Here is an 18,611-nt window from a genome sequence, read left to right on the forward strand (position 1 = left end):
CCTGTCATTGCCATGACTTCATGCAGTCAATCCCGCACCTCTATAAAAACCGGTAACCGTTTGAAATAACTAATAATTTATTAAGTTATTTTAACAAGATGACAGTTATCTGTAGGAGCTGCCGATCAATGCTCGGTCTTGTCCAATTCCGAAAACGCATCGAGAATTTTCTGGTATTGCCCTCGCTCAATTGCAAAATTACCCAAGGCTAAGACAAAAGCTATTTTGGCTTTATTGCAGCCTTGTCAATTATCGCTATTTCGCCCACGGAACCACTTTCCCTATTTCTCTTCTAACCTTGTGCTGTCTGCCGGCGTGTTTGCGCCGTGGCGACGCCCCTTAAATTATTGGAGCTTTTTCATGTCTTTGCGCACCGTCGCGTTGTTGTCGTTTTGTGTGTTGTTGGCCGCTTGCAGCAAGGTCACACAGGAAAATTATTCGAAGCTGTCGGCGGGGATGGATAAGGTGCAAGTCGAGAACCTATTGGGCAGCCCGACCGAATGCTCGGGCGCGCTGGGGATGTCGAGCTGCACCTGGGGCGATAAGGCCAGCTTTATCAGCGTTCAATACGGTGGCGACAAGGTCCTGTTGTATTCGGGCCAAGGCTTGAAATAAGACCTTAGGGGAGAACGTTATGCGTTTATGGATTGGGTTGTTGGCAGGTCTATTTTTGGCAGGCTGCGCAAGTTCTTCCAGAGACCTGGTCGAGCCGAAAACGGTCGATCATGTGGACCTTAAACGCTACCAAGGCACGTGGTATGAGTTGGCTCGGCTGCCGATGTTCTTTCAACGTAATTGCGCTCAGTCAGAGGCGCATTACACACTCAAAGACGACGGCAATATTGGCGTGACCAATCGTTGCCGCACCCTGGACGGTAAATGGGAAGAGGCAACTGGCACAGCATCGCCACAAGTGCCGGGCAAAACCGACAAGTTGTGGGTGGTGTTTGATAACTGGTTTTCCCGAATATTTCCGGGCCTGGCCAAGGGCGCCTATTGGGTGCTGTATGTTGACGACGGGTACAAAACCGCGCTGGTTGGTAATCCGGATCGTAAATACCTGTGGATATTATCGCGGACGCCGAAAGTGTCTGACGCGACGAAAGAGGAATTGTTGTCCAGAGCCAGGCAGCAGGGCTATGACACGACCAAGCTGATTTGGCGGGCTGATGATTCGATGATCATCAAGCCGGATCGATTGTAGTCTTCGCAGTTCAAACCCCTGTAGGAGCCAACTTGTTGGCGAAGCGCTCTACCTGATGCGGATGTACCGCATCAAGTCTTTCGCCAACAAGTTGGCTCCTACAGCGGGGTTAGTTACCGGGGATTAAGTTATTTATCAACCCAACAATTCCCGCAACACTTGGGCAAACGCGCGGCTGCTGTCTTCCTCGCCCGCATGCCGCCCTTCGCGAATCACCCAACAACCGTTGACCATGACGTCGCGAATCTGCCGGTCACTGCCTGCAAACAACCACCGGTTTAGAATTCCGTCGCCGCTGGCCGTCGACAAATAGGGGTCATTGCCATCCAGCACCAACCAATCCGCACGCAGTCCAACTTGCAGCGAACCAATGGCCTGGCCCATGGCCTGGGCGCCGCCGCTGAGCGCGGCATCGAACAAGGTCCGGCCTACCATCGGTTGATCACTGCGGTACAAGCGGTTGCGCCGCTGGTCACGCAAACGCTGACCATATTCCAGCCAGCGCAATTCCTCGACCACGCTCAAAGACACGTGGCTGTCTGAACCAATCCCCCAGCGTCCACCTTGCGCGATGTAATCCACTGCCGGAAAGATCCCATCCCCCAGGTTTGCTTCGGTGGTCAGGCACAACCCAGCAATCGCGGCGCTGTCAGCCATCAAGGCCACTTCGTCTGAATTGACATGGGTGGCGTGAACCAGACACCAGCGTTGATCGACCGGGGCGTTCTCGTACAACCATTGCACGGGGCGTTGGCCACTCCAGCTCAAGCAGTCGTCCACCTCTTTTTGTTGCTCGGCGATGTGAATGTGCACTGGGCATTGCGTGTCGCTGGCCGCCAGTACGTCACTGATTTGCTGCGGCGTTACCGCCCGTAAAGAGTGAAAACACAGGCCCAGCGACTGGGCAGGCTGCTGGGCCAGGATTGGCCGCAGGCGTGCTTGCAGGTCAAGGTAACTGTCAGTGCTGTGGATAAATCGGCGCTGGCCTTCGTTTGGCGCCTGGCCGCCAAAACCCGAATGGCTGTACAACACTGGCAACAACGTCAAACCAATACCTGCCGAAGTTGCCGCCTGGCTGATGTGCAGGGCCAGTTCTGCAGGGTTCGCGTACGGCTTGCCGGTAGTGTCTTGGTGTACGTAATGAAATTCGGCGACCGAGGTGAAACCGCCCTTAAGCATCTCGATGTACAGTTGCCGGGCGATAACCCCAAGCTGCTCCGGCCTGATCTGGCCGACCAACCGGTACATCAAGTCGCGCCACGTCCAGAAGCTGTCGTTGGGGTTGCCCGCGACCTCGGCCAGACCGGCCATTGCACGCTGGAACGCGTGAGAATGCAGGTTCGGCATGCCGGGCACCAGCGGCCCCTTGATGAGTTCCGCGCCGAGGGCATCGGCATCGGCTTGAATGCTGGTCAGCATGCCGTCGGCATTGACCTCCAGACGAACATTGTTGGCCCAACCAGTGGGCAATAATGCGCGCTCGGCAAAGAAGGCGGACATGGATCAGCACCCCATCGTATTAATTTGTATATACATATACAGACGTTTGCCTGCTCGGTAAACTGCGGCAAGCTTGTCGTCGGTCGGGTTAATGGTTAGTTTGAGCGCATCTGCGCCTTCGACCCATTCTCGAATCATCACCCATCGAACAAGGATTTAACTGTGCCGACTCCGCCTGCCATCTCGCCGCTGGCTGCCCAGATGGGCGACAGTCCGGCGCCTTTATACGCGCGCGTAAAGCAAATGATCGCCCAGCAGATCCAGAACGGCACGTGGCCGCCGCATCATCGTGTGCCGTCGGAAAGCGAACTGGTCAGCCAGCTTGGATTTAGCCGCATGACCATCAACCGAGCCCTGCGTGAGCTGACCGCCGAAGGCCTGTTGGTGCGCATGCAAGGCGTCGGTACCTTTGTCGCCGAGCCGAAAAGCCAGTCAGCGCTGTTCGAAGTGCATAACATCGCCGACGAAATCGCCTCCCGCGGTCACGTGCATACCTGCAAAGTCATCATCCTCAACGAAGAAGCCGCAGGCTCCGAGCGGGCGCTGGCGTTGGACATGCGTGAAGGCCAGCGGGTTTTCCATTCGCTGATCGTGCATTTCGAAAATGACATTCCGGTGCAAATCGAGGACCGCTTCGTCAATGCCCTGGTGGCGCCGCAATACCTGATGCAGGACTTCACCAAACAAACGCCCTACGCTTATCTTTCACAAGTCGCACCGCTAACCGAGGGTGAGCACGTGGTCGAAGCGATTCTGGCTGAAGAATTGGAGTGCGAACTGCTGCAAATCGAACGCGGTGAGCCCTGCCTGTTGATCCGTCGCCGCACCTGGTCGGGTCGTCAGCCGGTGACCGCCGCTCGCCTTATTCACCCAGGCTCCCGCCATCGGCTGGAAGGACGTTTCAGCAAATGAGTCAACTGACTGTTTTACGCGCCGCTGATTACCCACGCATGCCGTGGAAAAATGGCGGCGGCAGCACCGAAGAAATCACCCGTGACGCTGGCACCGGTCTGGATGGTTTTGGCTGGCGCCTGTCGATTGCTGACATCGCTGAATCGGGCGGGTTCTCTACTTTCGCCGGTTATCAGCGCGTCATTACCGTACTCCAGGGCGACGGCATGATCTTGCAGGTGGATGACAAGACCACGCGACCATTGCAGCCGCTTGATCCGTTCGCCTTTAGTGGCGACAGCCAAGTCAGCTGCACCTTGCTTGGCGGCGAGATTCGGGACTTTAACCTGATCTATGCACCCCACCGTTACAATGCTCGCTTGCAATGGGTTGACGGCCAACAGCGCTTTTTCAGCTCGGCTGGCACGGTGCTGGTCTTCAGCGTGATCGAAGGGTTGAGCGTCACCACAGGCACCTCCTCCCACGGTTTGGGCAAACATGATTGCCTGCAACTGGACGGCAATCCTGGGTTGCTGGAACTGTCAGTCAGCGGGACTTGCTGCGTCATTGAGCTGACTGCGATTTGATATACCTTCACGCCCCCCTGCAGGAGGCAACTTGTTGGCGAAGGGCCGGTAAACCCAACACACCGCCTCGCCAACAAGTTGGCTCCTACAGTTCAGTGATTCCCACCCGGATTGAACAAGACACCGATGGCCACCCAGGACAACCCACCACTGAGCCCTGCCCCGCTGGACCGCATCGACGAAGCGATTCTCGATGTGCTGCGCCATGACGGCCGTATTACTTACGAAAAGCTTTCGACACTGGTTCACCTGACACCCAGGCCTTGCCTTGAGCGCGTGCGCAAACTCGAACGACGCGGTGTGATTCGCGGCTACGGCGCGCTTATTGACCTCAAAGTGATATCGCCGGGCCTGTCACTGCTGGTCATGGTCGCCCTTTCCAACCAAAGCGGCCGAGCGGCACAAAAAGCCTTCGAAGCCTGCATCAAAGCCTGCCCCCAGGTATTCGGCTGCCAACTCATCAGCGGCACCTTCGACTACAGCCTGCGCATGCGCTGCCGCGACATGGAACACTACCGCGTGCTCAGCGAAACCTGGCTGAACAACAGCGAACTGCACATCGACAAGCTGGTGGCGCACCCGGAATTGGCCGATGTGAAAAGTGGGGTCGGGTTTTAGAATTGGTATAGGCAGCCTTTACTTAAATGCGCTTTCGGGCGCACCAACCCCTCGCACATTGTTACCGAACGCCCCAGCACGGCGCAAAACAGCGCATCGGTAGGCGCGTCGAGCCGTGCACAGGGACACCGCTCATCTCTTTTAAACCCTCTAGAACCCTTCTATTCCGGGCTCTTCGCCGCATTCAACAACTTTCTTGTAGACCTGCAAATGAAGTTGGTCTTACGATTGCATATGCTTGTATGTACAAGTAAAGATGTGTGCGTATGGCCACCACGGTAACCACCCCGTTCGCTCATGCATCCGAACGATGAATTTACTGGTTTAACCCGTTTCGTCTGTTTCGAAGAAATCGACACAGACCGGCTTACCCATTTTGCTGAGGAGTTTTTTTGTGACTGACAATAACCACTGGACCCCGGAAACCTGGACTCGCCATCGTGACGTTGAAGTCCGTGCTGCACGTGGGAACAAGCTGACCGCCAAGAGCTGGATGACCGAAGCGCCGCTGCGGATGTTGATGAACAACCTCGACCCCGAAGTCGCCGAAAACCCGAAAGAGCTCGTGGTTTACGGTGGGATTGGCCGCGCAGCGCGTAACTGGGAATGTTACGACAAGATCGTGGAAAGCCTGACCAACCTGAACGATGACGAAACCCTGCTGGTGCAGTCCGGCAAGCCAGTCGGCGTGTTCAAGACTCACAGCAACGCGCCACGGGTGCTGATCGCCAACTCGAATCTGGTGCCACATTGGGCCAGCTGGGAACATTTCAACGAGCTGGATGCCAAGGGCCTGGCCATGTATGGTCAGATGACTGCCGGCAGCTGGATCTACATCGGTAGCCAGGGCATCGTTCAAGGCACTTACGAAACCTTCGTCGAAGCCGGTCGCCAACACTACAACGGCAGCCTGAAAGGCAAATGGGTACTGACTGCCGGCCTGGGTGGCATGGGTGGCGCACAGCCCCTGGCCGCTGGCATGGCCGGTGCGTCTTCGCTGAACATCGAATGCCAACAGAGCCGCATCGATTTCCGCCTCAAAACCCGTTATGTCGACGAACAAGCGGTGGATCTCGACGACGCGCTGGCGCGTCTGGCCAAATACACCGCTGAAGGCAAAGCGATTTCCATCGCGCTGTGTGGCAACGCTGCTGAAATCCTGCCGGAAATGGTTCGTCGCGGCGTGCGCCCGGACATGGTCACCGACCAGACCAGCGCCCACGATCCACTCAATGGTTACCTGCCAGCTGGCTGGACTTGGGAAGAGTACCGCGCGCGTTCAGTGACTGAGCCTGCGAACGTGGTCAAGGCCGCCAAGCAATCGATGGCGGTTCACGTCCAGGCGATGCTGGACTTCCAGAAAGCCGGCGTGCCGACCTTCGACTACGGCAACAACATCCGTCAGATGGCCAAAGAAGAAGGCGTGGCGAACGCGTTCGACTTCCCAGGCTTCGTACCGGCTTACATCCGTCCGTTGTTCTGCCGTGGCGTAGGACCTTTCCGCTGGGCCGCGCTGTCTGGCGATCCGCAGGACATCTACAAAACTGACGCTAAGGTCAAAGAACTGATTCCTGACGACGCCCATCTGCACAACTGGCTGGACATGGCCCGCGAGCGTATTGCGTTCCAAGGCCTGCCAGCCCGTATTTGCTGGGTTGGCCTGGGCCAGCGCGCCAAGCTGGGTCTGGCGTTTAATGAAATGGTGCGCAGCGGTGAGTTGTCGGCACCGGTGGTGATCGGTCGTGACCACCTGGATTCCGGTTCAGTGGCCAGCCCGAACCGCGAAACCGAGTCCATGCAAGACGGTTCCGATGCGGTGTCTGACTGGCCATTACTGAATGCGCTGCTCAACACCGCCAGCGGCGCAACCTGGGTGTCCTTACACCATGGCGGCGGCGTCGGCATGGGTTTCTCGCAGCACTCGGGCATGGTGATCGTCTGTGACGGTACGGATGAAGCGGCCGAGCGTATCGCTCGCGTACTGCACAACGACCCGGCGACTGGCGTTATGCGCCATGCCGATGCGGGTTATCAGATCGCCATCGATTGCGCCAATGAGCAGGGTTTGAACCTGCCGATGCTTAATCGCTGAGAGATATTGCTGTACCTGTAGGAGCCAACTTGTTGGCGAGGCGGTTGACGGTGACCACCACGTCGAATGTCTCGCCAACAAGTTAATTCCTACAGGGTCTCCCGAAATTCCTTCCGCATTCCCCCATAGAGGTGGTCGCATGGCTGTTCCAGATGATCGCGTTGCAAACCAATCCCTGATCGAAAGGCGTTCGATCGATTACATCCCGGACGGGGAAAGACACGGTCGTCTGTTCAGTCAGTTCACCTTGTGGCTCGGCGCCAACCTGCAAATCACGGCCATCGTCACCGGGGCGTTGGCCGTGGTGTTGGGCGGTGATGTGTTTTGGTCACTGGTCGGCTTATTGATCGGCCAATTGCTGGGCGGCGGCGTGATGGCGCTGCATGCCGCGCAAGGTCCCAAGCTGGGCCTGCCGCAGATGATCTCCAGCCGTGTGCAATTTGGCGTATACGGCGCCGTGATCCCGCTGGTCCTGGTGTGCCTGATGTACATCGGCTTTTCCGCCAGCGGTTCGGTGCTTGCCGGGCAAGCGGTGGCGCAGCTGATTCATGTACCCGACTGGCAAGGCATCCTGATTTTCGCCGCGCTGATCGTGGTCGCAACGATTTTTGGCTACCGGGTGATTCACGTGATTGGCCGGGTGGCGAGTGTGATCGGCATCGTCGCGTTTGTTTACCTGTTTGGCGCTTTGCTCGCGGGCAATGACATCGGCGCGCTGTTGGGCAACAAGCATTTCTCACTGGCCAGTTTCCTGTTGGCGATTTCACTGTCAGCGTCCTGGCAGATCGCATTCGGCCCTTACGTGGCCGACTATTCGCGTTATTTACCGCGCAGTACTTCGGCGGTAAAAACATTCTGGGCAGTGGGTTTGGGTTCGGTAATTGGCGCACAAGCGTCGATGGTGTTCGGCGTGTTTGCTGCGGCGCTCGCCGGCAAAACCTTCGCCCACCACGAAGTCTCCTTCATCGTCAGCCTCGGCGGCACCGGCGTGGTAGCGGCTTTGCTGTACTTCAGCGTGGCGTTTGGCAAGGTCACCATCACCACCCTCAACGCCTACGGCAGCTTCATGTCGATTGCGACCATCGTCAGTGGCTTTCGCGGTAACCGGCACATCTCCAGCGGCCTGCGCCTGACCTACATCTTCGGCATGGTCAGCATTGCAACGCTGCTCGCATTGCTCGGCAAAGACTCGTTCCTCAAGGATTTCTCGGCATTCATCCTGTTCCTGCTGGCGTTCTTCACGCCATGGAGTGCGATCAATCTGGTGGACTTCTATTGCGTTACCAAAGAACGTTACGACATCCCGGCGCTGTCCGACCCCGATGGCCGTTACGGTCGCTGGAACTGGATTGGCATCGGTGTCTACGTGTTCGGTGTATTGATCCAAATGCCGTTCATTTCCACGCAGTTCTACACCGGCCCGCTGGTGTTGCCCCTGGGTGATACCGACATTTCCTGGATCATCGGCCTGATCGTACCCGCCGTCGTTTATTACCTGATTGCAAAGAAATGGCACGGCGCAATTCCGGATCGGCTGGTTTTACCGGAGGAAAGCGGCAGCACCCAAATCCCCGAAACGGCTTCACGGGCACAGCCAGCAATGAACTGACGGGCATAGAATGCACTCGTTAATGGGAGCGACAGTGACCGCCGAAGCGATTCGGCGGGCTGAAACGGCAGGCGTGTTCATGGGTTCGTTAAAGACGAATCAATTCTGGACGACCAAACTAAGCCGCGAATCGCCTACGCTGATCGGCCTGACCGCCGCTTCGCTACTCCTACTTGATCGAGAGCCTTCTATGTTCCCTGAAAGCTTCACTTTCTCTATCGCCGACTGGGTCAACCGATGGGTCGACACGCTGGTGACGAATTATGGCGACGTGTTTCGTCAGATCTCGGACACCTTATTGTGGGCCATCGTCAATCTGGAAGCCCTGCTGCGCCTGGCGCCCTGGTGGCTGATGTTGGCGATTGTCGGCGCTATCGCATGGCACGCAACGCGCAAACTAATCACGACAGTCGTGATTGTGGGCTTGCTGTTCCTGGTAGGTGCCGTAGGCCTATGGGACAAGTTGATGCAAACCCTCGCCCTGATGCTGGTGGCGACAATTATTTCGGTAGCCATCGCCATTCCGCTGGGTATCCTTTCGGCCCGCAGTAACCGCCTGCGCTCGATGTTAATGCCATTGCTGGACATCATGCAGACCATGCCCAGCTTCGTGTACCTGATTCCAGTGCTGATGCTGTTCGGTCTGGGCAAGGTCCCGGCGATTTTCGCCACGGTGATTTACGCCGCGCCGCCGCTGATCCGTCTGACTGATCTGGGCATTCGTCAGGTGGACGGCGAGGTGATGGAAGCAATCAATGCGTTTGGTGCCAATCGCTGGCAACAATTGTTCGGCGTACAGTTACCACTGGCGCTGCCGAGCATCATGGCCGGGATCAACCAGACCACAATGATGGCCCTGTCCATGGTGGTGATCGCCTCGATGATTGGGGCACGGGGGCTGGGTGAAGACGTCCTGGTGGGAATTCAGACCCTCAACGTCGGCAAAGGACTGGAAGCCGGTCTGGCCATCGTGATTCTGGCGGTGGTGATCGACCGCATCACCCAGGCCTATGGGCGGCCGAGGCATGAGGCAAACACATGAGCGAAGCGATAAGCAAAATCGTCCTCAACAACGTGTTTAAAATTTTCGGCGATCGTTCGGCGGACGCCCTGCGGATGATTGAAGAACAGAAGACCAAGGATCAGGTGCTGGCGGAAACCGGTTGCGTGGTGGGGGTCAACAATTTATCGCTGTCCATCGACAGCGGCGAAATCTTCGTGATCATGGGCTTGTCCGGCTCGGGTAAATCAACCCTGGTCCGCCATATCAACCGCCTGATCGACCCCACCAGCGGGCAGATTCTGGTAGACGGTGAAGACATTCTCAGTTTCGATATGGAAGCCTTGCGCCAATTCCGCCGACACAAAATCAGCATGGTATTTCAGAGCTTCGGCCTGCTGCCACACAAGACCGTGCTGGACAACGTGGCCTACGGCCTGAAAGTTCGCGGCGAATCCAAGGAGTTTTGCGTCGAGCGCGCCATGCATTGGATCGGCGCTGTGGACCTCAAAGGCTACGAACAGAAATACCCGCATCAGCTGTCCGGTGGCATGCGCCAGCGCGTCGGCCTGGCCCGCGCGCTAGCCGCCGACACCGACATTATTTTGATGGACGAAGCGTTCAGCGCCCTTGATCCATTGATCCGCGCCGAGATGCAAGAACAGTTGCTGGCGCTGCAAGCCAGCCTGCATAAAACCATCGTATTCATCACCCATGATCTCGACGAAGCCGTGCGCATCGGCAACCGCATTGCCATCCTCAAGGACGGCCAATTGATCCAGGTGGGTACGCCCAGAGAAATTCTATATTCCCCCGCCGACGAATACGTAAACCGCTTCGTCCAACGGCGGGTCGCCACCCTTTAATGGAGCAATGACGTGACTGACCTGAACCTGATTCCCGGCCAACTGACGTTGGCGCAACTGCGGGAGATTTATCATCACCCGGTCACCCTTCGCCTGCACGAAAGCGCCTCGCAACAGATCGAGAACAGCGTGGCCTGCGTCGAGCAAATCCTTGCTGAAGACCGCACCGCCTACGGTATTAACACCGGTTTCGGGCTGCTGGCCTCGACACGTATCGCCAGCGAAGACCTGGAAAACCTACAGCGTTCGCTGGTGTTGTCCCACGCCGCCGGGATCGGTCAGCCCATCAGCGACGAACTGGTGCGGTTGGTCATGGTGCTCAAGGTCAACAGCCTCAGCCGTGGTTTTTCTGGCATTCGCCGCCAGGTCATCGATGCCTTGATCGCGCTGATCAACGCCGAGGTTTATCCCCACATTCCGCTCAAGGGTTCGGTGGGTGCATCCGGCGACCTCGCGCCATTGGCCCATATGTCGCTGGTACTGCTGGGTGAAGGCAAAGCCCGCTATAAGGGCGAATGGCTGGAAGCGACTGACGCTCTGGCCGTCGCGGGTCTGACACCGCTGACGCTGGCGGCAAAAGAAGGCCTGGCGCTGCTGAACGGTACTCAGGTGTCTACCGCGTTCGCGCTGCGCGGCCTGTTTGAAGGTGAGGATTTATTCGCGGCGGCCATGGCTTGTGGCGCCTTGACCGTAGAAGCGGTGTTGGGTTCGCGTGCACCATTCGACGCCCGAATTCATGCCGCCCGCGGCCAACGCGGCCAGATCGACGCCGCTGCCTGCTACCGCGACCTGCTGGGCGACAGCAGTGCGATTTCCGACTCGCACCGCGATTGCGACAAGGTTCAAGACCCGTACTCCCTGCGTTGCCAGCCGCAAGTCATGGGCGCGTGCCTGACCCAATTGCGTCAGGCCGCTGAAGTGCTGGGCATCGAAGCCAACGCCGTGTCGGACAACCCACTAGTGTTTGCCGCTGAAGGCGAAGTGATCTCGGGCGGTAACTTCCACGCCGAACCGGTGGCGATGGCTGCGGATAACCTGGCCCTGGCTTTCGCGGAAATCGGTGCCCTCAGCGAGCGCCGTATTTCGTTGATGATGGACAAACACATGTCGCAACTGCCGCCGTTCCTGGTGGCTAATGGCGGAGTCAACTCCGGCTTCATGATCGCCCAAGTGACCGCCGCCGCCTTGGCCAGCGAAAACAAAGCGTTGGCACATCCGCACAGCGTCGACAGCATTCCGACCTCGGCCAACCAGGAAGACCATGTGTCAATGGCGCCTGCTGCGGGCAAACGTTTGTGGGAAATGGCTGAAAACGTGCGTGGCATTCTCGCAGTGGAATGGCTGGCGGCTTGCCAGGGCCTGGACTTCCGCGAAGGCCTGAAAAGCTCTCCGAAGCTTGAGCAAGCGCGCACCGCCCTGCGCAGCAAAGTACCGTTCTACGATAAAGACCGTTTCTTCGCGCCGGACATCGAAGCGGCCATGCAGTTGTTGGCGTCCAATTGCTTGAACACGTTGGTGCCGGCGAAACTATTACCTAGCCTGTAAAACAACCTATTGGCGCTGGCGACCGGTCGCCGCACCAACCCCTGTAGGAGCCACCGTGTTGGCGAGGCGTTTTTTCCGGGCATACCCGCCGAACCTCTCGCCAACGTTGGCGCCTACAGGAGAAATTATTCTCCTTGGAGACCGTAGATGAAAACGCTCTGGAAGCACTGCCACGTTGCCAGCATGGCGGGCGGCGGTTACTCGATTATTGAGGACGCCGCGATTGTGACGTCGGGCGAGCTGATCGAATGGATCGGGCCACAGGCCGATGCGCCGACTGAAGACTTCGCCGCCGTCGTCGATCTGGACGGCGCCTGGGTGACTCCCGGCTTGATCGACTGCCACACGCACACCGTGTTTGGTGGCAATCGCAGCGGCGAATTCGAGCAACGCTTGAAAGGCGTTAGCTATGCGCAAATCGCAGCGGCAGGTGGCGGCATCGCCAGCACCGTACGCGCCACCCGTGCCGCCAGCGAAGATGAACTCTTCGCCAGCGCCGAACAACGCCTCAAACGCTTGCTGCAAGACGGCGTCACCACCGTCGAAATCAAATCCGGCTACGGCCTGGACTTGGAAAATGAACGCAAAATTCTGCGGGTCATTCGGCGTCTGGGCACGCTCATGCCCGCCACGGTTCGAAGTACTTGCCTGGCCGCCCACGCGTTGCCCCCGGAATATAAAGACCGCTCCGACGACTACATTCACCATGTCTGCAGCGAGATGCTCCCGGCGTTGGCAGCGGAAGGCTTGGTGGATGCGGTGGACGCGTTCTGTGAATACCTGGCCTTTTCACCGGCACAGGTCGAACAAGTCTTTATCTGTGCCGGCCAATTGGGTTTGCCGGTGAAGTTGCACGCCGAGCAGTTGTCATCGCTGGCAGGGTCGAGTTTGGCGGCGCGTTATCAAGCGTTGTCGGCTGACCATCTAGAGTTCATGACCGAGGCCGACGCCATGGCCATGGGCGCCGCCGGCACCGTTGCTGTATTGCTGCCGGGCGCGTATTACTTTCTGCGGGAAACCCAGTTGCCGCCGATGGATGCCCTGCGCAAGCATGGGGTGGATATCGCCATCGCCACCGACTTGAACCCCGGCACCTCGCCCGCGCTGTCCCTGCGTTTGATGCTGAACATGGCCTGCACGTTGTTTCGCATGACCCCGGAAGAAGCCTTGGCCGGCGTGACCATTAACGCGGCCAAAGCCTTGGGATTGGGCGACACCCATGGTTCGCTGGAAGTTGGCAAATTCGCCGATTTCGTGGCCTGGAAGATCGAACGGCCAGCGGATCTTGCGTACTGGCTGGGCGGCGATCTGGATAAACGGATCGTGCGCCATGGGATTGAGTCGGTCTGACTCGATCCCTTGTAGGAGCGCGCTTGCCCGCGATCGGCTGCGAAGCAGTCGTAAATCGGCAAATTCGGTTCTACCCGTTAGAACTTTTTTTCGGCATCTGGGACCGCTTCGCGCTCCATCGCGGGCAAGCGCGCTCCTACATGAATTCGATTGCAAACGTTTTAGACTGGAGGCATTTGTGGATAAGGTTCTGAATTTCAAACGCGGCCGGGTGCCTTTGCTGATCAGCATGCCCCATGGCGGATTGCAGCTGACCCCAGCCGTCAAAGCGGGCCTGGTAGACGCTGCGCAGAGTTTGCCGGACACCGACTGGCACATCCCGACACTGTACGACTTCGCTGAAGAACTGGGCGCCAGCACCTTGGCCGCCGAGTATTCGCGCTTCGTCATCGATCTCAATCGGCCATCGGACGACAAGCCGCTGTACGTTGGCGCTACCACAGGGCTGTACCCGGCTATCCTTTTCGACGGCGAGCCGTTATTCCGGGAAGGCCAAGTACCCAGCGCCGAAGAACGCGCTACGTATCTGGAACAGGTCTGGACGCCGTACCACCACACCTTGCAGCAAGAGTTGGCGCGGCTACGTGACGAGTTTGGCTATGCGCTGTTGTTCGATGCGCACTCGATTCGTGGTTCGATTCCACATTTGTTCGAAGGCCGCTTGCCAGACTTCAACCTCGGCACCTTCAATGGTTTGAGCTGCGACACCGAACTCGCCACGCTGTTGGAAGCCACCTGCGCCGCCGCCAGCGATTACACCCATGTACTCAACGGACGTTTTAAAGGCGGCCACATCACCCGCCATTACGGCGACCCGGCCAACAACATCCACGCCGTGCAACTGGAGCTGGCGCAGAGCACGTACATGGAAGAATACGAGCCGTTCAATTACCGCCCAGACTTGGCTGAGCCGACGCGACAGGTTCTGAAACAACTGCTGCAAGGAATGGTTGATTGGGGGCAGAAGCGCTATCCAAAGTAGACACCGGATCTCGGTAAAATTACCTCAATCTGTAGGAACTGACTTATTGGCGATATCAATCGCGCTGCGGTGTTTCAGACAGACCGCGCCGTCTGCCCTATCGCCAACAAGTTGCCTACAGAGGCAGGAGCGATCCTGGGTCCATTCACTTCCTGAGCAATCGCAACCCGTTAAACACCACCAACAAACTCACGCCCATGTCGGCAAATACGGCCATCCACATGGTCGCCATGCCGGCAAAAGTGATTGCCAGGAACACCGTTTTAGTCACCAACGCCAAGGCAATGTTCTGCTTGAGAATCGCCGAGGTCTGACGCGACAGACGGATAAATGCCGGTATTTTACGCAAATCGTCGTCCATCAACGCGACGTCAGCGGTTTCAATCGCGGTATCCGTACCGGCTGCGGCCATGGCAAAGCCAATCTCGGCGCGAGCCAGTGCCGGTGCGTCGTTGATGCCATCGCCCACCATGCCGACCCGATGGCCTTGCGCATAAAGCCGCTCAATTGCCTGAAACTTGTCAGCTGGGAGCAAATTGCCCTGGGCCTGATCAATCCCCACTTTCGCAGCAATCGCCTTGGCGGTGTGCGGGTTGTCACCGGTCAACATCACGGTTTTGATGCCCAGCTCATGCAGTTGGCGGATCGCCTCGCGGCTGGTGTCCTTGACCGTATCGGCAACTGCAAACAGCACGAGCGGACCAGACGGGTCACACAACAGCACCACGGTTTTGCCTTGGCTTTCCAACGCGTCGAGCTTCTCTTCCAGAGCGCGTGAACACAGCCCTAACTCTTCCACCAGGCGGTGGTTGCCCAGGTGATACATCCGACCAGCGACCTCGCCTCGCACGCCGCGTCCGCCCAAGGCCTCGAAAGCCTGCACGTCTTGCAAAACCACGCCTTGCTCAACGGCAGCCTTGGCGATGGCCTGCGATACTGGGTGGTCAGAGCGACTGGCCAAACTGGCGGCGATGGCTACAGCGGTATCCGTCGCCAGCAGGTCAAGCAGCATAAAATCGGTCTGCACCGGTTTGCCGTGGGTGATAGTCCCGGTTTTATCCAGCGCCAGGTAATCAAGCCGGTGCCCACTTTCGAGATACACGCCGCCCTTGATCAAAATACCTTTGCGGGCGGCAGCTGCCAGCCCGCTGACAATGGTCACCGGGGTGGAAATCACCAGCGCGCAAGGGCAGGCAACCACCAGCAACACCAAGGCGCGATAGATCCAGTCAAACCAGAGCGCGCCCATAAACAGCGGCGCAATCACCGCCACGGCCAAGGCCAGAACAAACACCGCTGGCGTATAGACCTTGGCAAAGCTGTCGACGAACCGTTGTGTCGGCGCCCTCGCACCTTGCGCGGCTTCCACCGCATGGATGATGCGTGCCAGGGTCGAATTATTCGCCGCAGCGGTGACTGTGTACTCCAGCGATCCCGATTGATTGAGGGTGCCGGCGAAGACTTTGTCACCGACGGTCTTCTCAACAGGCAGGCTCTCTCCGGTTATCGGCGCTTGATCGATGGTCGAGTTGCCGGACAAGACTTCGCCGTCCAGGCCAATGCGCTCGCCTGGCCTGATCCGCACCCGGGCGCCCAGCTCGATGTGTTCCACATCTTGCTCAGCCCAGGTGCCGTCAGCCAGCAACACGGTGGCGGTTTCCGGGGTCATTTGCATCAGCCCGCCGATGGCATTGCGCGCTCGGTCCAAAGATTTGGCTTCGATCAGTTCTGCCACGGTAAACAGGAACGTCACCATGGCCGCTTCTGGCCACTGTCCAATCAACAGCGCCCCGGTTACCGCAATGCTCATCAATGCATTGATGTTCAGGTTCAAATTTTTCAGGGCGATCCAGCCCTTTTTGTAAGTGCCCAAGCCGCCGCTCAGAATGGCGATCAATGCCACCAGTGCAACGACCCATGTCGGCGCCCATCCGGCGAAATGAATCACTTCCGAAGCCAAAGCCGCGACACCTGACACTGCCAGCGGCCACCAGGACTTTTTCACCGGAGCCGGCGTAGCCACTTCGTTATCGGCGCCCTTCTCCACCGGCTCGGCGTGCATGCCCAATGATTTGATCGCTGAAATGATCGGTTCGGTGGACGGCAGGTCGTGGGTTACGGCCAGCATCCGATTAATCAGATTGAATTCCAATTGCTGCACACCCGCGAGCTTGCCCAGTTTGTTCTGGATCAGCGTTTGCTCGGTGGGGCAATCCATCTGCTCAATACGAAAACTGCTCAAGCGCCCGCCAGCGAGTGGCGCGGTGCCGATTTTGACGATGGCCGGTGCGCTGGCCGCTGAACAGCAAGCGTGCCCATGGTCATGACCGTGATCTTTTTTGACGACCTGCAGCTTGGCATGGCTGTGTTCGGGGGAATTCATAAACGATGTCCTTGATGAAGCGTATTGCCAAGTGAACACCCTGTAGCGACTATAGGGTCAAGCATTCAGAACGAGATTAGTCCCATGAAAATTGGCGAGCTGGCAAAACTGACCGATTGCCAAGTGGAAACCATCCGCTATTACGAACGCGAGACCCTGCTGCCACCGCCTGCGCGCAGTGAAGGTAACTATCGGCTGTACACCCAGGCGCACGTGGAGCGGCTGACGTTTATTCGTAATTGCCGCAGCCTGGACATGACCCTTGAGGAAATTCGCAGCCTGCTTAACCTGCGCGACAGCCCGCAAGACCAGTGCGAGAGCGTCAATGCACTGATCGACGAACACATCCACCACGTCAACGCCCGAGTCGCCAGCCTGCAGCTTTTGCAGGCACAGCTAATGGAACTGCGCCAAAGCTGCACCGATGGCACGCTGAAACACTGCGGAATTTTGCAACAGTTGGAAGTGAGCGGCGGGGTTGTTGCGATGGAGAGCGAGCATTCCCATGTGGGCAGAAGTCATGGGCATTGATGGCGAGTTGTCGGGGGCACGCCGGGCTTTCAATGGGAGCGAATTCATTCGGGAATGCCACGCCTCGGTATGCCTGACAGACCCGCGTCGTCTAATTCCTGAATGAATTCCGTCCCACACGGGGCATTCGCCAACAAGTTGGCTCCTGCAGATGGGTGATGGGTTTCAAACCGCCATCGGCGCGGTCATGGCTGGGTGGTGTTCATAGCCTTCCAGGGTGAAATCCGACGGTTCGATCAGTTCCAGCCATTCCGGTTGATACACGCCGGTCTGCGCAAAAGCGGGCACGCGCTCGGAGATGACCAACTGCGGCGCCGGGAATGGCTCGCGCTTGAGCTGTTCGTTGAGCATGTCCAAATGGTTTTCGTAGACGTGGGCATCGCCAATGAAATACGTGAACCAGCGCGGCGTATAGCCGGTCAGGCGACCGATCAGCGACAGCAAGGCCGCGCCTTCGGTGAGGTTGAACGGCGTTCCCAGACCCAAATCATTGGAGCGGATATACAACGTCAGAGAAATCTCACGGGTTTCCTGATTCGGGTGAAACTGATACAGCAAATGACACGGCGGCAAGGCCATTTCATCCAGCTGCGCGCAGTTCCAGCCGTGGAATAAAATCCGTCGGCTGCCCGGATCCTTCATGATGGTGTCGACGCACTGATGAATCTGGTCGATGGCCTTGTACAGCACCACGTACGCCTGACCGTTTTCCTCAGCCTGAGCAATCTGCTGATACCCCTGGCTGATTGCCAGTTCGATAGCCCGCACATTCCCCGTGTCGATGCGTTTGTAAGCAGGCCACTTGCGCCATTGCACGCCGTAGATTTCGCCCAGATCGTCGTCACCCTTGCGGAACGGGTTGTCCAGCCATTGGGCGTTTTCGTTGGCGTTCTGGTCCCAGACTTTACAGCCCAGCTCACGAAACTCCGCCGCGTTGCTCACGCCGCGCAGAAAGCCAACCATTTCGCCAATGGCCGACTTGAACGCCATGCGCCGCGTTGTGATTGCCGGAAAACCTTCTTTCAGGTCATAGCGCAACATGGCACCGGGGAAACTGATGGTTTTGACCCCGGTACGGTTGGCTTGCAGCGTCCCGTTTTTGATCACGTGGGCGACTAGATCGAGATATTGCTTCATACATTACCTGCATCGATGAGCGCGCCGGGCCGAAACACCCGGCGTTTCAGTGTTAAACCGCTGCGCTTTTGACAGTGGATGCGCGGTGATACGCCAACCAGATCAGCACCAGACCGCCAATGATCATTGGCAGGCTCAGGAGTTGACCCATGGTGACCCAGCCCCACGCCAGATAGCCTAACTGCGCATCCGGCACCCGGACGAATTCGACGATAAATCGGAAGATCCCGTAAAACAACGCGAACATCCCTGAAACAGCCATGGTCGGACGGGGTTTGCTCGAGAACAACCAGAGGATGACGAACAACGCGACGCC

At 57.8% G+C, this 18,611-nt stretch carries 17 protein-coding genes; 13 read left to right on the forward strand and 4 right to left on the reverse strand.

Going from position 1 to position 18,611, the window contains the following annotated elements:
• The first annotated feature begins 360 nt into the window (after window positions 1-360).
• Both bamE and JWR17_RS01330 read left to right on the forward strand, forming a co-directional pair.
• A complete protein-coding gene (bamE, locus tag JWR17_RS01325) occupies window positions 361-615 on the forward strand; it encodes an outer membrane protein assembly factor BamE (RefSeq protein ID WP_299827542.1) in 255 nt (84 codons plus the stop codon).
• A gap of 19 nt (window positions 616-634) precedes the next feature.
• Window positions 635-1,204: a lipocalin family protein gene (locus JWR17_RS01330; protein WP_299827544.1), complete on the forward strand. Its 570-nt coding sequence runs from the start codon at window positions 635-637 to the stop codon at window positions 1,202-1,204.
• Between the two features lie 135 nt (window positions 1,205-1,339).
• Here JWR17_RS01330 and JWR17_RS01335 read toward each other — a convergent pair whose 3' ends face one another.
• On the reverse strand, window positions 1,340-2,704 hold the full coding sequence (locus tag JWR17_RS01335) for a formimidoylglutamate deiminase (protein WP_299827546.1): 1,365 nt from the start codon (window positions 2,702-2,704) through the stop codon (window positions 1,340-1,342).
• Between the two features lie 201 nt (window positions 2,705-2,905).
• Here JWR17_RS01335 and hutC point away from each other — a divergent pair, with 201 nt between their 5' ends.
• The 10 genes from hutC (at window position 2,906) to hutG (ending at window position 14,244) form a co-directional block, all read left to right on the forward strand.
• On the forward strand, window positions 2,906-3,616 hold the full coding sequence (gene hutC / locus JWR17_RS01340; RefSeq protein WP_299827570.1) for a histidine utilization repressor: 711 nt from the start codon (window positions 2,906-2,908) through the stop codon (window positions 3,614-3,616).
• The gene (locus JWR17_RS01345; protein ID WP_299827548.1) at window positions 3,613-4,182 is read left to right on the forward strand and encodes a HutD family protein; all 570 of its coding nucleotides are present in this window, start codon (window positions 3,613-3,615) and stop codon (window positions 4,180-4,182) included. The genes hutC and JWR17_RS01345 overlap by 4 nt, the downstream gene beginning before the upstream one ends.
• A 126-nt stretch (window positions 4,183-4,308) precedes the next feature.
• Window positions 4,309-4,800, forward strand: a complete 492-nt coding sequence (locus tag JWR17_RS01350) for an Lrp/AsnC family transcriptional regulator (protein ID WP_299827549.1) — start codon at window positions 4,309-4,311, stop codon at window positions 4,798-4,800.
• A gap of 394 nt (window positions 4,801-5,194) precedes the next feature.
• A complete protein-coding gene (gene hutU, locus JWR17_RS01355; RefSeq protein ID WP_299827550.1) occupies window positions 5,195-6,892 on the forward strand; it encodes a urocanate hydratase in 1,698 nt (565 codons plus the stop codon).
• 139 nt (window positions 6,893-7,031) lie between these two features.
• Window positions 7,032-8,501, forward strand: a complete 1,470-nt coding sequence (locus JWR17_RS01360; protein WP_299827551.1) for a cytosine permease — start codon at window positions 7,032-7,034, stop codon at window positions 8,499-8,501.
• Window positions 8,502-8,691: 190 nt separating this feature from the next.
• The gene (locus JWR17_RS01365; protein WP_299827572.1) at window positions 8,692-9,543 is read left to right on the forward strand and encodes a proline/glycine betaine ABC transporter permease; all 852 of its coding nucleotides are present in this window, start codon (window positions 8,692-8,694) and stop codon (window positions 9,541-9,543) included.
• Entirely contained in the window at window positions 9,540-10,367 is an 828-nt protein-coding gene (locus tag JWR17_RS01370) for a glycine betaine/L-proline ABC transporter ATP-binding protein (RefSeq protein WP_299827553.1), read from the forward strand. The genes JWR17_RS01365 and JWR17_RS01370 overlap by 4 nt, the downstream gene beginning before the upstream one ends.
• A 12-nt stretch (window positions 10,368-10,379) precedes the next feature.
• The gene (gene hutH / locus JWR17_RS01375) at window positions 10,380-11,912 is read left to right on the forward strand and encodes a histidine ammonia-lyase (protein WP_299827555.1); all 1,533 of its coding nucleotides are present in this window, start codon (window positions 10,380-10,382) and stop codon (window positions 11,910-11,912) included.
• A 147-nt stretch (window positions 11,913-12,059) separates the two neighbouring features.
• Window positions 12,060-13,262: an imidazolonepropionase gene (gene hutI / locus JWR17_RS01380; protein WP_299827557.1), complete on the forward strand. Its 1,203-nt coding sequence runs from the start codon at window positions 12,060-12,062 to the stop codon at window positions 13,260-13,262.
• A gap of 178 nt (window positions 13,263-13,440) precedes the next feature.
• Window positions 13,441-14,244: an N-formylglutamate deformylase gene (gene hutG, locus JWR17_RS01385; protein ID WP_299827559.1), complete on the forward strand. Its 804-nt coding sequence runs from the start codon at window positions 13,441-13,443 to the stop codon at window positions 14,242-14,244.
• Window positions 14,245-14,389: 145 nt separating this feature from the next.
• Here the strand turns inward: hutG and JWR17_RS01390 are convergent, their stop codons facing one another.
• A complete protein-coding gene (locus tag JWR17_RS01390; protein ID WP_299827561.1) occupies window positions 14,390-16,627 on the reverse strand; it encodes a heavy metal translocating P-type ATPase in 2,238 nt (745 codons plus the stop codon).
• 84 nt (window positions 16,628-16,711) lie between these two features.
• Here JWR17_RS01390 and cadR point away from each other — a divergent pair, with 84 nt between their 5' ends.
• A complete protein-coding gene (gene cadR, locus JWR17_RS01395; protein WP_299827562.1) occupies window positions 16,712-17,158 on the forward strand; it encodes a Cd(II)/Pb(II)-responsive transcriptional regulator in 447 nt (148 codons plus the stop codon).
• 165 nt (window positions 17,159-17,323) lie between these two features.
• Here the strand turns inward: cadR and JWR17_RS01400 are convergent, their stop codons facing one another.
• Together JWR17_RS01400 and JWR17_RS01405 are read right to left on the reverse strand one after the other, a co-directional pair.
• The gene (locus JWR17_RS01400) at window positions 17,324-18,295 is read right to left on the reverse strand and encodes a thymidylate synthase (protein ID WP_299827564.1); all 972 of its coding nucleotides are present in this window, start codon (window positions 18,293-18,295) and stop codon (window positions 17,324-17,326) included.
• 52 nt (window positions 18,296-18,347) lie between these two features.
• Window positions 18,348-18,611 (reverse strand): prolipoprotein diacylglyceryl transferase family protein (locus tag JWR17_RS01405; RefSeq protein WP_299827566.1); only part of this gene is annotated, 264 nt, incomplete at its 5' end.

Origin of the sequence: Pseudomonas sp. (genome assembly GCF_028293835.1) — a bacterium.
GTDB lineage: Bacteria > Pseudomonadota > Gammaproteobacteria > Pseudomonadales > Pseudomonadaceae > Aquipseudomonas.

What these genes read in the sequence shown, in the direction of transcription:
- bamE (WP_299827542.1), top strand. Translation starts at nt 361, where the DNA reads ATGTCTTTGCGCACCGTCGCGTTGTTGTCGTTTTGTGTGTTGTTGGCC.
- JWR17_RS01330 (WP_299827544.1), top strand. Translation starts at nt 635, where the DNA reads ATGCGTTTATGGATTGGGTTGTTGGCAGGTCTATTTTTGGCAGGCTGC.
- JWR17_RS01335 (WP_299827546.1), bottom strand. Translation starts at nt 2,704, where the DNA reads ATGTCCGCCTTCTTTGCCGAGCGCGCATTATTGCCCACTGGTTGGGCC.
- hutC (WP_299827570.1), top strand. Translation starts at nt 2,906, where the DNA reads ATGGGCGACAGTCCGGCGCCTTTATACGCGCGCGTAAAGCAAATGATC.
- JWR17_RS01345 (WP_299827548.1), top strand. Translation starts at nt 3,613, where the DNA reads ATGAGTCAACTGACTGTTTTACGCGCCGCTGATTACCCACGCATGCCG.
- JWR17_RS01350 (WP_299827549.1), top strand. Translation starts at nt 4,309, where the DNA reads ATGGCCACCCAGGACAACCCACCACTGAGCCCTGCCCCGCTGGACCGC.
- JWR17_RS01360 (WP_299827551.1), top strand. Translation starts at nt 7,032, where the DNA reads ATGGCTGTTCCAGATGATCGCGTTGCAAACCAATCCCTGATCGAAAGG.
- JWR17_RS01365 (WP_299827572.1), top strand. Translation starts at nt 8,692, where the DNA reads ATGTTCCCTGAAAGCTTCACTTTCTCTATCGCCGACTGGGTCAACCGA.
- JWR17_RS01370 (WP_299827553.1), top strand. Translation starts at nt 9,540, where the DNA reads ATGAGCGAAGCGATAAGCAAAATCGTCCTCAACAACGTGTTTAAAATT.
- hutI (WP_299827557.1), top strand. Translation starts at nt 12,060, where the DNA reads ATGAAAACGCTCTGGAAGCACTGCCACGTTGCCAGCATGGCGGGCGGC.
- JWR17_RS01390 (WP_299827561.1), bottom strand. Translation starts at nt 16,627, where the DNA reads ATGAATTCCCCCGAACACAGCCATGCCAAGCTGCAGGTCGTCAAAAAA.
- cadR (WP_299827562.1), top strand. Translation starts at nt 16,712, where the DNA reads ATGAAAATTGGCGAGCTGGCAAAACTGACCGATTGCCAAGTGGAAACC.
- JWR17_RS01400 (WP_299827564.1), bottom strand. Translation starts at nt 18,295, where the DNA reads ATGAAGCAATATCTCGATCTAGTCGCCCACGTGATCAAAAACGGGACG.